12 protein-coding genes are annotated in these 15,077 nt (G+C 53.9%); 4 read left to right on the plus strand and 8 right to left on the minus strand.

The window, feature by feature from the left end; genetic code table 11:
- Positions 1-33 precede the first annotated feature (33 nt).
- Entirely contained in the window at positions 34-1,575 is a 1,542-nt protein-coding gene (locus HV107_RS21770) for a YdgA family protein (protein ID WP_182060797.1), read from the minus strand.
- A 99-nt stretch (positions 1,576-1,674) separates the two neighbouring features.
- Positions 1,675-2,850, minus strand: a complete 1,176-nt coding sequence (gene manA / locus HV107_RS21775) for a mannose-6-phosphate isomerase (protein ID WP_182060798.1) — start codon at positions 2,848-2,850, stop codon at positions 1,675-1,677.
- 197 nt (positions 2,851-3,047) lie between these two features.
- On the opposite strand from manA, the gene fumA reads away from it, so the two are divergent.
- A complete protein-coding gene (gene fumA, locus HV107_RS21780) occupies positions 3,048-4,694 on the plus strand; it encodes a class I fumarate hydratase FumA (protein WP_182060799.1) in 1,647 nt (548 codons plus the stop codon).
- Positions 4,695-4,833: 139 nt separating this feature from the next.
- Positions 4,834-6,228: a class II fumarate hydratase gene (gene fumC / locus HV107_RS21785; RefSeq protein ID WP_182060800.1), complete on the plus strand. Its 1,395-nt coding sequence runs from the start codon at positions 4,834-4,836 to the stop codon at positions 6,226-6,228.
- Here fumC and tus read toward each other — a convergent pair whose 3' ends face one another.
- The 3 genes from tus to rstA all read right to left on the minus strand — a co-directional run bounded on the left by tus (position 6,229) and on the right by rstA (position 9,273).
- Positions 6,229-7,158 (minus strand): DNA replication terminus site-binding protein, encoded by a 930-nt coding sequence (gene tus, locus HV107_RS21790; RefSeq protein ID WP_182060801.1) that lies wholly within the window; start codon positions 7,156-7,158, stop codon positions 6,229-6,231.
- Between the two features lie 75 nt (positions 7,159-7,233).
- On the minus strand, positions 7,234-8,532 hold the full coding sequence (rstB, locus tag HV107_RS21795; protein ID WP_182060802.1) for a two-component system sensor histidine kinase RstB: 1,299 nt from the start codon (positions 8,530-8,532) through the stop codon (positions 7,234-7,236).
- Between the two features lie 24 nt (positions 8,533-8,556).
- Positions 8,557-9,273 carry a two-component system response regulator RstA gene (rstA, locus tag HV107_RS21800; protein WP_182060803.1) on the minus strand — a complete coding sequence of 239 codons (717 nt, stop codon included), beginning with the start codon at positions 9,271-9,273 and terminating at the stop codon, positions 8,557-8,559.
- Positions 9,274-9,401: 128 nt separating this feature from the next.
- Between rstA and HV107_RS21805 the strand changes: the two genes are divergently transcribed.
- Entirely contained in the window at positions 9,402-9,737 is a 336-nt protein-coding gene (locus HV107_RS21805; protein WP_182060804.1) for a GlpM family protein, read from the plus strand.
- Here the strand turns inward: HV107_RS21805 and folM are convergent.
- The 3 genes from folM to ydgH all read right to left on the minus strand — a co-directional run bounded on the left by folM (position 9,734) and on the right by ydgH (position 13,007).
- Positions 9,734-10,456: a dihydromonapterin reductase gene (gene folM / locus HV107_RS21810; protein ID WP_182060805.1), complete on the minus strand. Its 723-nt coding sequence runs from the start codon at positions 10,454-10,456 to the stop codon at positions 9,734-9,736. The genes HV107_RS21805 and folM overlap by 4 nt on opposite strands.
- A gap of 38 nt (positions 10,457-10,494) precedes the next feature.
- Positions 10,495-11,877 carry an amino acid permease gene (locus HV107_RS21815; RefSeq protein WP_182060806.1) on the minus strand — a complete coding sequence of 461 codons (1,383 nt, stop codon included), beginning with the start codon at positions 11,875-11,877 and terminating at the stop codon, positions 10,495-10,497.
- Between the two features lie 185 nt (positions 11,878-12,062).
- Positions 12,063-13,007: a DUF1471 family protein YdgH gene (ydgH, locus tag HV107_RS21820; protein WP_182060807.1), complete on the minus strand. Its 945-nt coding sequence runs from the start codon at positions 13,005-13,007 to the stop codon at positions 12,063-12,065.
- 534 nt (positions 13,008-13,541) lie between these two features.
- Here ydgH and pntA point away from each other — a divergent pair.
- The gene (pntA, locus tag HV107_RS21825; RefSeq protein WP_182060808.1) at positions 13,542-15,071 is read left to right on the plus strand and encodes a Re/Si-specific NAD(P)(+) transhydrogenase subunit alpha; all 1,530 of its coding nucleotides are present in this window, start codon (positions 13,542-13,544) and stop codon (positions 15,069-15,071) included.
- The last annotated feature ends 6 nt before the right edge of the window (positions 15,072-15,077 follow it).

The following is a 15,077-nucleotide window of genomic DNA, read 5'->3' on the forward strand; positions in this document are numbered from 1 at the left end:
AATAAAAAACCCCTCTGCGAGGGGTTTTGATATTTATTGTTGAGGCACAGCCGGTGCTGCTGGTGCTGTCGGGTCGGCAGGTTCAGCCGGGTCCGGCATTCCCATCGCAGGCATTCCGAACATACCGACAAAATCTTCCAGTGGCATTTTGTCGCCGTTGAGCGTCACCTGGCCGTTTGCATATTGCAGGCTGGTTGAAATGGTGTTGTCTTCCAGTTTGGTGATGCGGAACATCTGCCCCATCGCCGCCAGGCCTTTCACCTGCTGGTTCGCCAGCTTACCGGCATCTTCATCACCATAACCTTCGAGCTTCGCGACCTGGGTCATTAGCTCGGTGGCCATATCCATCGGAATAGTCAGCTTGCTGTCGAGCGATTTCACGGTGCGGTCCACTTCCTGGGCCAGCGTCTGTGGCTCACCTGTGGCGGTAGAAGGATCTTTCAGGAACAGCGAGAGGTTAAAGCTTGTTTCACCTTTGCTGTTTTTCCAGCTCAGCGGTGCAACGGTAATAACCGGATCGCCTTTCAGCAGAATCGGCAGATTGTTGAACAGCACCGCCATCGCCTGCTGCTGATAAACTTCAGGGTTTTGCTTCAGTGCGGCATCCGTCAACAGCGCCTGGCTCTCTTTGCTGTATTTCTGGCTGAACTGGTGCCACGCGGCCCCATCAATATTGCCAATTTTCAGCGACAGTTTACCGGTGCCCAGATCCTGATTTTGTACCTTCAGGCTTTTCAGGTTGTAATCCAGTTGGGTATTGATGCTTTTACCGTCTTTGGATACATCTGATTTGCCGGTCAGATCCATTCCTTCCAGCACGCCCATCTCTTTACCTTCAACCGCGATGGCGAGCTTTTCCAGGCTGATCTTTTGGTCGCCAATACGCTCGTCAAAGCTGGTCATGCGGCTGTTGCCGTCGGCTTTCAGGTTATTGAATGTGAGCTGAACCTTCTGGTCGTACTCGTTAACGGCATTCACCAGGCCACTTTGTGCTTCACCGGTCAGGGTGAAGACGTTGCCGTCACGATCGGCGTCGAGCTGGAAATTGCCGCCGCTGAAAGCCACTTTCTCGTTACCGTTTTCGTAGTCCAGCGCTTTCAGCGCGATACTGGAACGGGTATCTCCGGCATAGCCAATGCGGGTATCTATCTCAAATGGCGAAGTATTTTTCGCAATATCGAATAGCGGCTTCGTGATGTCGTTATTCACCAGAACGGTTTTTACCGACGCCATCGATGGGATCAGATTAAAAGAGGCCAGCTGTGCCAGCGGGAAAGGGCCGTGGCTCACGACTTCGTCCAGTACCACGCTTTGACCAGGCTTCAGCCAGGCGGTTTCATTTCCTGCCACCGGCTTGACGACCAGCTGCATGTGGCTGGTAAACACGCCGCGCTGATAGTTTTGATAACTCAGCTCCACGCCAGCTTCTGGCGCGCTACGTTTGATTTCGCCATTGGCCTGCGTCACCATCTCAGCCAGACGGCCTTCCAGCTGTTTTCCTGTAAACCAGGATGCTCCTGTCCAGACCACGCCTAATGCAACAATAACCCCAACCGCTACGACCGATTTTTTCATTGCGACTATCCCTAAAATGAAACCAGGCGGTAAAAACCGCCCGGTGATATAAAGTCTTCAACTAGCTTAGCAAGAGTTGTTAAAAAATTCAGTAAGTGCTTATAGCTTATTGAAAACACGCGCCAGTCGGCCAGTGCCGCTTACGCTAATCGGCGACTCACTGGCGGCGATAAAGGCAGATTCACCCGGCTTCAGCACCAGGCGCTGTGCGTCTTTATGCAGAACGGCTTCACCTTCCACACAGAACAGAATCGCGGCGCTCTCCTGGGCGATGGCGGTTTCAGCGTCGCTCAGGTCATGCAGAGAGAAGGCAAAATCGTCCACCGGGATCGGGAAGTCCAGCTCCGCACCCTGTTTCACCGGCTGCGTCAGCAGCGCTGAAGCAGGCTTGGCGACAAACTTCACGTTAGCAACCAGTTCCGGAATATCGATGTACTTCGGCGTCAGACCCGCGCGCAGCACGTTATCGGAGTTTGCCATCACTTCCAGCGCCACACCTTGCAGGTAGGCGTGCGGGGTTTCAGCAAACAAGAACATCGCTTCGCCTGGATTCAGCTTCACTACGTTCAGCAGCAGCGGGGAAAACAGGCCGCTGTCATCCGGGTAAAACTCTGCGATCACGCGAATGGTGTCCCACGGCTCGCCCTGCTGGCTACTCAGCGCGGCTTTCAGCACTGCGATCGCGTGCGCTTTTTCTTCTCCCTGCATGTTAAGCAGGCTGGCAAACAGCTGGCTCAACCCTGCTGCGTCTGGATTTTGCAGGAAGTGGGCGATGGCTTTATTCGCCCCCGCGACGGGTTGCAGCAGAGAAATAATCTCTGAGAACTCGCGGAATGCGTTCATTGCCAGGAATGGGGTCAATGCAAAGACCAGCTCAGGCTTGTGGTTAGGATCTTTGTAGTTACGCTCTGCGGCATCCAGTGGAATACCCGCGGCGTTCTCTTTCGTAAAGCCAATTTCAGAGGCTTTTTTATTCGGATGAACCTGAATAGAAAGCGGCTGGTCGGCACACAGCACTTTAAACAGGAATGGCAGTTCGCCAAAACGGCTGGCAACCTTACTGCCCAGCAGCGCCGCTTTATCGGCGTCGATCACGTCACGCAGGGAACGAGTCTGACCACTGGCGTCTTCAATTTTTGAGCTGCTCTTCGGGTGCGCGCCCATCCACAGCTCTGCCATCGGCAGGTTGTCGGGGTTCGCGATACCGTAGAGATCCGTTAACGCAGTTTTACTTCCCCAGGCGTAGTTTTGCACTGAGTTGATGAGTTTTTGCATTATCAAGCCCTGATTCAAAAGTGGAATTAACTCCGGGTATTAAAGCAATAAACCGTGTGGAAGTAACCTTCGGATGTAAAAAGTCGTACTAGTCTCAGTTTTTGTTAAAAAATTGTGTAGGATAGGCTAACTCGCTTTTAAGCGGGCAGCGGAACGCCTGCCCAAATAATCAGACCGAAGCAGTAAGTGAGAGAACAATGTCGAACAAACCCTTTCATTATCAAGATCCTTTTCCCCTCAGTAAGGATCAGACCGAATATTACCTGTTAACCCGCGATCATGTTTCTGTCTCTGAATTCGAAGGGCAGGAGATCCTTAAAGTGGATCCGCAGGCGCTGACCTTACTGGCGCAACACGCGTTTCATGATGCCTCTTTTATGCTCCGTCCGGCGCATCAGCAGCAGGTTGCCGATATCCTGAGCGACCCGCAAGCCAGCGAAAACGACAAGTACGTGGCACTGCAATTCCTGCGTAACTCCGATATTGCCGCCAAAGGCATTCTGCCGACCTGCCAGGACACCGGCACGGCCATTATCACCGGCAAAAAAGGCCAGCGTGTCTGGACCGGTGGTGGTGACGAAGCTGCGCTGGCGCACGGCGTGTATAACACCTATATCGAAGACAACCTGCGTTATTCGCAAAACGCGGCGCTGGATATGTACAAAGAGGTCAACACCGGGACTAACCTGCCTGCGCAGATCGATCTCTACAGTGTGGACGGCGACGAATACAAATTCCTGTGCATCGCCAAAGGGGGCGGTTCTGCCAACAAAACTTACCTCTATCAGGAAACGAAAGCGTTGCTCTCGCCGGGCAAGCTGAAGAATTACCTGGTTGAGAAAATGCGTACGCTGGGTACTGCGGCATGTCCGCCGTATCACATTGCGTTTGTTATTGGCGGGACGTCTGCCGAAAGCACGCTGAAAACCGTTAAGCTCGCCTCTACCAAATACTACGACGGCCTGCCGACGGAAGGTAACGAACACGGCCAGGCGTTCCGCGATGTGCAGCTTGAGCAGGAACTGTTGCAGGAAGCGCAAAACCTGGGGCTCGGCGCGCAGTTTGGTGGTAAATACTTCGCCCACGATATCCGCGTGATCCGCCTGCCGCGCCACGGTGCATCCTGTCCGGTAGGGATGGGTGTTTCCTGCTCTGCGGATCGCAACATTAAAGCGAAGATCAACCGCGACGGTATCTGGATCGAAAAACTGGAAAACAACCCAGGCAAATATATCCCGGAAGAGCTGCGCAAAGCGGGTGAGGGTGAAGCGGTACACGTTGACCTGAACCGCCCGATGAGTGAGATCCTGGCACAGCTTTCACAGTACCCGGTTTCGACCCGTCTTTCCCTGAACGGCACCATCATCGTTGGACGCGACATCGCCCATGCGAAACTGAAAGAGCGCCTGGATAATGGCGAAGGTCTGCCGCAGTACATTAAAGATCACCCGATTTACTACGCCGGCCCGGCGAAAACGCCTGAAGGTTATGCTTCCGGTTCGTTAGGCCCAACCACCGCTGGGCGCATGGATTCCTACGTTGACCAGCTACAGGCCAACGGCGGCAGCATGATTATGCTGGCGAAGGGTAACCGCAGCCAGCAGGTGACGGATGCCTGCCACAAACACGGTGGCTTCTACCTGGGCAGCATCGGTGGCCCGGCGGCGGTACTGGCGCAGGGCAGCATCAAGAGCCTTGAATGCGTGGAGTACCCGGAACTGGGTATGGAAGCTATCTGGAAAATCGAAGTAGAAGATTTCCCGGCGTTCATTCTGGTGGACGACAAAGGTAATGACTTCTTCAAACAGATCCAGTCTTCCCAGTGTTCGGCATGTGTGAAGTAGTTCTGTGGCATTCCGGGTGGCGTCAGCGCCACCCGGCACATTAAAGAGCGCACAAAGCGCCATACAGTAATTCAGAAGCCATCAATACTTATCTCTTAAGCATGTGAGCAATCCCATCTTTGTTATCAAGGAGAAAGTAATGACAACGCATCGTCGCGAAACAGATTCTATGGGCGCGATCGACGTCCCGGCCGACAAGCTATGGGGCGCGCAAACCCAGCGTTCGCTGGAGCATTTCCGCATCTCAACAGAGAAAATGCCCGTTTCGCTGATTCAGGCGCTGGCACTGACGAAACGCGCCGCAGCCAAAGTGAATCAGGATTTAGGGTTGCTGGTGGCAGAAAAAGCCTCGGCCATCATCAACGCGGCTGATGAGGTGCTGGCAGGTAAACACCCCGATGAATTCCCTCTTGCCATCTGGCAGACCGGCTCTGGCACGCAAAGCAACATGAACATGAACGAAGTGCTGGCAAACCGCGCAAGCGAACTGCTGGGCGGCGTACGTGGTATGGAACGTAAGGTTCACCCGAACGATGACGTGAACAAGAGCCAAAGCTCTAACGATGTCTTCCCGACGGCAATGCACGTGGCGGCGGTGATCGCCATTCGCGAGCAACTTATCCCGCAGCTGAATGTGCTGAAAAAGACCCTCAACGAAAAATCGCAGGCGTTCAGTACTATCGTCAAGATTGGCCGTACACACCTTCAGGATGCCACGCCGCTGACGCTCGGCCAGGAGATCTCCGGCTGGGTTGCGATGCTGGAGCATAATCTTAAACACATTGATAACAGCCTGCCGCATTTGGCGGAGCTGGCGCTGGGTGGAACGGCGGTTGGGACCGGTTTAAATACGCACCCTGAGTATGCGGTGCGCGTGGCCAAAGAGCTGGCGGATATCACCGGACAGCCGTTTGTCACCGCGCCAAACAAGTTTGAGGCGCTTGCCACCTGCGACGCACTGGTGCATACCCACGGCGCCCTGAAAGGGCTGGCGGCCTCGTTAATGAAGATTGCCAACGACGTGCGCTGGCTGGCGTCTGGCCCGCGCTGCGGTATAGGCGAAATCAGCATCCCGGAGAATGAGCCGGGCAGTTCGATCATGCCAGGAAAAGTGAACCCGACCCAGTGCGAAGCCATGACCATGCTCTGCTGCCAGGTGCTGGGTAACGATGTGGCCGTGAATATGGGGGGCGCGTCCGGTAACTTTGAGCTGAACGTCTTCCGCCCGATGGTCATTCATAACGTACTGCAATCGGTTCGCTTGCTGGCAGATGGTATGGAAAGTTTCAACGAGCACTGTGCAGTGGGGATCGCGCCAAATCACGACCGTATCAGCCAGCTGCTGAATGAGTCGTTGATGCTGGTCACCGCGCTCAATACGCATATCGGTTACGACAAAGCGGCTGAAATTGCTAAAAAAGCCCATAAAGAAGGGCTGACTCTCAAGGCCTCGGCGCTGGCGCTCGGCTATCTGACAGAAGCCGAGTTCGACACCTGGGTACGTCCGCAGGACATGGTCGGCAGCCTGAAATAATCACTCTGCCACATACAGGTGCAGCCGTGGAATGATCAGCTGTAGCGGCTGCGCCTGAGGCTTATAACGGTGCTGAACATTTTCGGCATCGTAATTCAGCAGTTCACCAATATCCGGCACCACCGCGCCCTGGTCGGCATCATAGAGTGCAATCAGCGGCGTCGGGCAGGCGTATTGCACCTGTTTTTGTTGCCCCGAATACCAGACGCGAGCGATAGGCTGCACTTTCACCGGGCGCTTTATCTTAAGCCGCGTATCCGCTGGTAAAGACGCAATGCTGTGATATTCCTGCTCCAGACGTTCAATCCACTGTTCCCGTGACCACGGGGCCACGGTGCGCGGGGCTTTCAGGCTTTTTTCAAGCTGGGCGAGGATCTCATCGCGGGTGAAGTTTTTGATGATGTGCTTGTTCGCCCAGCCAAACCGCAGCGTGGCGGGGTGGCGCAGGACTGTCAGGGCTCGGTAGGCATTCAGGGTAATCAGCCCCGGTAGCTGGCGGTGCACCCATTCAAAACGGGCAGCAGGGGCTAACCCCGACTCTTCGGTGACTATCTTCTCAAACGCCGCTTTCAGGGCATTGATATGCGCAATCTGGGTTTCCAGCGCTTCCCGCGTGGCGGTATCGGTTTGCAGGCAAATCACCCCAGGCAGACGGACGGCAGCCTTACTGCTGCGGTTTTCTGACTGCTGCTGGATAAACAGGCGACGATAATGTAGCAGGGTGAGTTCCAGCGCCGCATTGCCGATCTGCTGTTTCACCTCGATGGTGTCGAGCGGGTCGTGTTCAGCCCCTTTGCCGACCTCCGGCAGGGTAAACACACGCGCCGCCAGTAATCGGCAGGTCTGCAAACGCTCTGTCAGGGTGAGTAACCCGTGCTCCATTTCCCGAAATGTAGTGTTTAGCCGTTCAATAAGGTCGTAAGTTGCCATGATGTCCCTTCGTTAGTTACAACATACTTAATGATATAGCACAGCACGCCGGGTCGGGCCAGCGTGCGGTTAATGTCAGGCAGGAACGGGAAGGGTGATGTTGTGATAGACCGGCCAGCTAAAGCAGAACTGCGCGCCGCCCAGTTCGCTCTCGCCACAGTGAACTGTGCCGCCCATTGCCTGCGCAATAGAATAGACAATGGCCAGCCCCAGCCCACAGCCGCCTGTTGCACGGTCGCGGCTTGGATCAAGGCGCACAAACGGCTCGAAGACTTTTTCTCGCTCATCCGGGGCAATACCTGGCCCGTCGTCTTCAACGGACAAACTGGCCTGACTGCCCTGTAAATCTAAACGGATACGCAGCGTACTTTCGCTGTAACGCATGGCGTTGTTCATCAGGTTATCGAGAACGCGCTCCATCAGGCGCATATCCAGCGCGCCATAATCACCGGGCGTAACCGTAGTCAGCAGCGCCCGTTGCGGGTTAACGCTCTGCACGTCATCAATATGGGTTTGCAGCCAGACGGGCAGGTCAGGGGTGCTGAGGTTCAGTTCGTTTTGCGGGCGGTCGAGGCGTGCGTAAGTCAGCAACTCTTCAATCAGCGCTTCGAGCTGGCCAATATCGCGGTTGAGCGCCTGAGATTCGGCCTCGGTAAGATTCTCGCTCATTTCCAGCCGATAGCGCAGGCGCACCAGCGGGGTACGTAATTCGTGGGCGATGCCGTCGATCAGCTGTTTCTTACTGACTATCAACGCATTGATGTTATCGGCCATCTGGTTGAACGCGATGCCCAGACGATCGAAGCTGGAACCGCTGTCAAAATGGATGCGTTCGGTCAGATGCCCTTCACCAAAGCGTTGCGCCGCGGATTCGAGTTTCAGCATGTCCTGCCAGTGGGGACGCATCCAGATAAAGACCGGGAAAGCCAGAGAAATGGCGATAAACGCCAGCAGCGCCATATCCAGCAACCGCATCTGATGCAGATAATAGAGATAGGGCACCGGCCCCACCGCCAGCACATAGTGGCTGCGGGGAATACGCTGGATAAAGGTGTATTTTTCGTCAAGCGCGACAATATCTCCGTCGCGCAGTCGCTGCATGGCGGGTGGATCTAATTCAAAATCCTTCATCGGCTCAATACGCAGATCAAACGACAGATTCAGATCCAGCTCTTTTAAGGTTTTCGCCCAGTCGTGTGGCGGGATTTCGCGTAATTCGCTGCGCATCAGATAGAGCGAGCTTTTCATCAAATCATCCAGAGACTGTCTGCCCGCACGCTCGGCGGTGAATTTATAGACCAGTCCGACCAGCATGGTCATTACCAGGAAGCAGACAAACAGCAGAAGATAAAACTGCACAAACAGCTTTTTCATTAACGATCCCGGATGACGAAGTAATCAGGTTTCCCAGGCGTGTGGGGCGAAAAGATAGCCCTTGTTACGCACGGTTTTAATACGGTATGGCTCAGTGGCGTTATCCAGCAGTTTCTTGCGCAGGCGCGAAATGGCTACGTCCACACTGCGGTCCATGCCGTCGTAACTGACCCCGCGCAGGTTTTTCAGCAGAGCATCCCGGTCCATGATCTGCCCGGCGTGGGTTGCCAGTTCCCACAGCAGGTCAAAATCTGCCGTTGAGAGGGCAATCAGCTCACCGGATAACAGAACCTGGCGGTTAATCGGGTCAATGGATAACGTACCGAAACGCATTGCTTTATGCGGCGTAAGTGACGGTGCCGGCGCTTCGCGTTCAACGCTTGCACGCTGGCGAAGATGAAGCCGTAAACGCGCGAGGAGCACCGCCGGAGGCGTTGTTTTCAGAATATAGTCATTAGCCCCCATTTCCAGCGACAAAATATGGTTCATATCGCTGTCCAGAGAGGTGAGAAGCACAATCGGGCCATCCCACTGAGCGCGCAGGTCGCGACACACCGTCATCCCATCTTTGCCTGGCAGCATAATATCCAGCAACACCAGATCGGGGTTTTCGCGGACTACAACCTCTTCAGCACGATCGCCACGAGGTTCGACGATGACGTCCATATCATGTTTACCCAGATAAGCGGCGATCAATTGCCCAACTTCGGGTTCATCTTCTACATAAACAATCTTATTCATACAGCGTCTGTTATCGCGAAAAAAGCCAACATACACCGCGCAACCTTAACCTTCCATTAATCTTTCAAAATTAACGTCAGTTCCGTTATTCTGGTTCACATTGTTATTTGATTGTTATAGGAAAAATCATGGGGCTGGTGATTAAAGCGGCGTTGGGTGCGCTGGTGGTACTACTGATTGGCATTCTGGCGAAAACGAAGAACTATTACATCGCCGGGCTGATTCCGCTGTTCCCGACATTCGCGCTTATCGCACACTATATCGTTGCCTCTGAGCGGGGCATTGAAGCCCTGAGAACCACTATCGTTTTCGGCATGTGGTCGATAATCCCGTATTTTCTTTATCTGCTGTCGCTGTGGTATTTCACCGGGTTTCTGCGTTTACCGCTGGCGCTGGGCGGAGCCGTTGTCTGCTGGAGCCTCAGCGCCTGGGTGCTTATCTTTTTCTGGAGCCGTTTCCACTAACGCAGCGGACGGCCGCCATCCACCGCGAAGGTTCTGCCGGTCACGTAGCAGCTGGTCAGCAGGTAATCGATAAGATCGATAACCTCTTTCTCGCCGGGGGCGATTTTCATCAGCGACTTATTCAGCGCCTGTTGGCGGTATTCCGCGTCATCGCTTTCATTAAATAAAATCATCGCCGGAGCAATGGCATTGACCTTAACCTCAGGCGCCAGTTTGCGGGCAAAGGAGCGCGTCATGTTGTCCAGCGCCGCTTTGCTGGCCGCGTAGGCGATATGCTTGTCGCTGCCGCGCTCTACCACATAATCGGTGAAGTGGATGATATCGGCCGCAGCGTGCCCGTGCCCGCGCAGCAGGTCCAGCAGCGCGTGGTTAAGCAGGTAAGGGGCGTTAACGTGGATTTGCAACATGCCAGCGAGCGTATCGCTGAGCGACGTGCCGGGTTTTTCCGCAAGCCAGGCGCTGGCGTTATGGATAAGCGCCCGCAGCCCGCTGGTGGTGGATTTCACTTTTTCAGCAAAAGCGAGAATGCCTTCGTCGGTTGAAAAATCGGCCTGAATACAGACGGCACCGGCTTTGCGTAGCCCTTCAATGGAAGGGTATTCGTTGCGATAGCTGACGATCACCGGCTGGTGAAGGTTGAGAAAATGATGGGCGATGGCGAGGCCGATACGGCGGCCTCCGCCAGTAATCAGAATAGGGCGTTGCTGTGTATTTCCCATCGTAGTCTCCTTTCAGTTCAACAATGGGAAAGACGATGCTATCCCATTAACATCCACGTTGCTGGTACGGCAGCAACCAGTAGTAATCCAATCAACGCCATTTCACGGCGCATTAGCGCATTATCCAACTGATGCGTGCGGCGGGCGTAGATAAACACCAGCAGACCCGGCGCATATAACACCACAGATAGTAGCAGGTGCATAGGCCCGGAAGCATACAATAACCATAGCCCGTAAATACAGGCACCTACGCCCACGGCATAGTGTGCCGGGCGGCTGGCGATTTTTAACAAATACGCACCCACCAGGAAATAGGGTACCAGAATCATTTCAGAGGCGATGGTCAGCAGGGTGTTATAGTCAGAACCTGTGAGCCAGATCAGCACCAGACAGACCTGCACGCTGATGTTGGTCAGCCACAACGACGCCGACGGCGCATTGTTGTTATTCTGGCGCGCAAACAGACGCGGGAACGCTTTGTGCGTGGCGGCCAGGAATGGCACTTCGGCAGCCATGATAGTCCAGCTCAGGTAGGCACCGCACACGGAAACGATCAGTCCCGCCGCAATCACTACATCGCCCCAGGAACCCAGCATTTTAACCATAAGCCCGGCCATTGACGGGTTACGCATTTCGGCCAGTTCAGGACGTGCAATAACGCCGAGTGAGAGTAATGTCACCAGCAGATACACCCCCAACGCCGAAATAACCGCGAGCAGTGTAGCGCGGCCAACGTCGCGCTTATTGCGCGCACGCGCAGAAACCACCACCGCGCCTTCAACACCAATGAACACCCACAGGGTGATAAGCATGGTGTTTTTCACCTGTTCCCAGACAGGGACGCCAAGCGCGATACCGGTGAAATCGAGTTTAAAGACATCCAGGCGGAACGCGATAAAGGCCAGCACGATAAACAGGCCGAGTGGAACCAGTTTGGCGAGTGTTGCCACCAGGTTGATGCTTGCTGCGGTTTGCACACCACGCAGCACCAGCCAGTGAACAAACCACAGCAGTACCGATGCACCCACAATAGATTGCCAGGTATTGCCGTCACCGAATAAACGCAGCTCTGGCGTGTCGGTAAAGAAGCTCAGGGCAGAGAAGACAATCACCAGATAAGAGACGTTGGCGATAACCGCGCACAGCCAGTAGCCCCACGCTGAACAGAAGCCAATCAGTTCACCGAAACCTTCCCGCGCATAGGTGAAAATCCCGCCGTCGAGGTCCGGGCGAATGCGGGTTAACAGCAGCATGGCAAAGGCCAGCAACAATATTCCGGCGCCGGTGATACCCCAGCCAATGAGTAACGCCGCAGGGCTTGCTACGGCCGCCATATTTTGCGGCAAACTGAATACACCCGCGCCCAGCATTGAGCTTAAAACGAGTGCAGTTAAAGCACTCAGGCCAAGTTTCTTTTCCATTGGCTTCCTGTTATGAAAGTTCTAAATCCAGAATAATTATTTCGCACAGGCGCATAAAAATGGTGGATCACACTAAGGCGCGGGATTTTACGGAGTGTCACGAAGTCATGCAATGACGTGGGGCGGAAATTCGAAAAAAAGTAACAAAAAAGGCGGCATTACGCCGCCCTTGTTCAACTGTTTGCTTACTTGTACAGGTCAGCGCTGATGGTGATGTTATTACCACGTTCCTGCCACTGGCGGGTGATGTGGTAGTACTTCGCCCCTTTCCTGGCAGCGCGCTTCGCTACCTGATAAGAGATTTCCGTCATGTTGCCGTAGTTGCCGCTAAACTTGATGCTGTCGAACGGTACCATCTGCGCAGCAGTGGCATTGTTCAACTCTTCAATTTTAGTGCCGTCTGGCAGCGTTACAGAGTAGCGACCACCCTTGGTGGATTGCGTTTCAAAGAAACGACCCACTTCAGCACTTGGTGCTGCGGAAGTCGCAACGCCTGGGATCTCCACTTTCTTCGCTTCTTCTCCACCTTTCGCGATAGCAGCGCGGCCCGCTTCGGAGTTGGCAGGAATGGCATCCGGGCTTTGCAGAACGCGTTTTTTCGCATCCTGCTTATAGATGAACGCGGTGATGCGCTGGTTGCCGCCCTGGTTGGCATCAACCTGACGTACGATGTAGAACGCGTAAGCGTCTTTTGCTTTAGCCGCTTTGGTGATGGCGTCGTTCACTTCAGGCTGGTTGCGATAGAAACCCTGCACGGTAACGGTGTCGTACGGTTCCAGTTCGATTGCCTGATCTTTTGGCAGTTCGACGATGCCGTTAATGACACGGTTTTTCGGTGCGTCAGCTTTTGGCGCATCGTCTTTATACAGCGCGATGGTTACGCGCTGGTTGCCGCTGTTACCGTAATCAGACTGGTCAACAACATAAAAGGAAGCCGCACCGTTTTTGTCGGCAGCTTTTGTTGCGGCGGCGACGGCATCGCCAATGGAATTGTAACGACCCACAATGACCGTATGGTCAAAAGGTTTTAACGCTGCCGCTTGCTCCGGCGTTAACTCTGTCGCGGCATTCGCGGACAGGGCGGTCGCAGAAAGAAGTGCGGACGCCAGGAGTGTGTTCTTAAGCTTCATAAAAATAATCCTTCGCCTTGCGCAAACCATATACTGGTATTGTTGTTAATTTGAGACGGCCCCGATTATTGCATTTAAATCCCGTCGCTGTCTGCGCCATTTTTCACAGCCAGTGCGATGTGCTGGACCCTTTTCGATAACATTTAGTGATATGTTGAAAAAACACGCGTTTGACAAGCAAAACTGATAAAGCATATGACTTTTACAAGTTAATTTAATGTTAATAAGTTGATCTCTTATGGCGCTATATCATCTTTTTACCGCTTCGCTTGCGCTATTTATCGGTTCTGGCGGTGAATTTAAGGTAAATATGTCTGTCAGCGATGCGGATCACTTATTTTTCACAAATAAAGTAAGAAATAGTGTTTTCAGGCGGTGGATCACGGGCGCTATTTTCAGTAGGTTATAGAAAGTTTGTTACTGTTTTATTTTCCGGGGTTAATCATGTGTCGGCGCTAACAACTGGCTAAAGTTGATACAAACCACGGGTATTTATCGACAAACCATCATCAAAAACCGATGGAAGGGAAAACTATGCGTATTGGGGTACCAAAAGAACGGTTAGCCAATGAAACCCGCGTAGCGGCTACACCGAAAACGGTGGAGCAACTGCTTAAACTGGGTTTTACCGTCGCGGTTGAAAGCGGCGCGGGCAAACTGGCGAGTTTCGATGACGACGCCTTTATTCAGGCTGGCGCAGAAATAGTAGAAGGTGCAGACATCTGGCAGTCGCCGATCATTCTGAAGGTGAATGCGCCGGAAGAGAGCGAAATTCCACTGCTGAATCCGGGCACTACGCTTGTGAGCTTTATCTGGCCGGCACAAAACCCGGAACTGATGGAAAAGCTGGCGGCGCGCGGTGTGACCGTGATGGCGATGGATTCCGTGCCGCGTATTTCGCGTGCGCAGTCTCTGGATGCATTGAGCTCAATGGCGAACATCGCGGGCTATCGCGCCATCGTTGAGGCGGCTCACGAGTTTGGTCGCTTCTTTACCGGGCAAATCACGGCGGCAGGTAAAGTGCCTCCGGCGAAAGTGATGGTGATTGGTGCGGGCGTGGCTGGTCTGGCTGCCATTGGTGCAGCAAACAGCCTCGGCGCCATTGTGCGTGCATTTGATACCCGCCCTGAAGTGAAAGAGCAGGTGCAAAGTATGGGCGCCGAATTCCTTGAGCTGGATTTCAAGGAAGAAGCGGGCAGCGGTGATGGTTATGCGAAGGTGATGTCAGAAGCCTTCATTAAAGCCGAAATGGAACTCTTTGCGGCTCAGGCGAAAGATGTCGACATTATCGTGACCACGGCGCTGATCCCTGGTAAACCGGCACCGAAGCTGATCACCCGTGAAATGGTTGATTCCATGAAGTCGGGCAGTGTGATTGTCGATCTGGCATCGCAAAACGGTGGTAACTGCGAATATACCGTGGCAAACCAGGTTACAACGACAGCCAACGGTGTGAAAGTGATCGGTTATACCGACCTGCCGGGGCGCCTGCCGACCCAGTCTTCTCAGCTGTACGGTACCAACCTCGTTAACCTGTTGAAGCTGCTCTGCAAAGAGAAAGACGGCAATATCACTGTTGATTTTGAGGATGTAGTTGTCCGTGGCGTTACCGTAGTCCGTGAAGGTGAAATCACCTGGCCTGCGCCACCAATTCAGGTATCGGCACAGCCTCAGGCTGCACCGAAAGCGGCTCCTGCGCCAAAAGAACCGGCAAAACCGGCTTCACCGTGGCGTAAATACGCAATCATGGCGTTGGTGATAATTCTCTTTGGCTGGCTGGCGGATGTCGCACCTAAAGAGTTCCTCGGACACTTCACCGTCTTTGCGCTCTCCTGCGTGGTGGGTTACTACGTGGTGTGGAACGTATCGCACGCGCTGCATACTCCGTTGATGTCGGTTACCAACGCCATCTCTGGGATCATCGTGGTCGGGGCGTTGCTGCAAATTGGTCACGGTGGCTGGGTTAGCTTCCTGAGCTTTGTTGCGGTGCTGATCGCCAGCATTAATATTTTCGGTGGTTTCACCGTGACTCAGCGAATGCTGAAAATGTTTCGTAAAGGCTAAGGGGTA

The sequence above is a fragment of the Enterobacter sp. RHBSTW-00175 genome (assembly GCF_013927005.1).
Lineage (GTDB): Bacteria > Pseudomonadota > Gammaproteobacteria > Enterobacterales > Enterobacteriaceae > Enterobacter.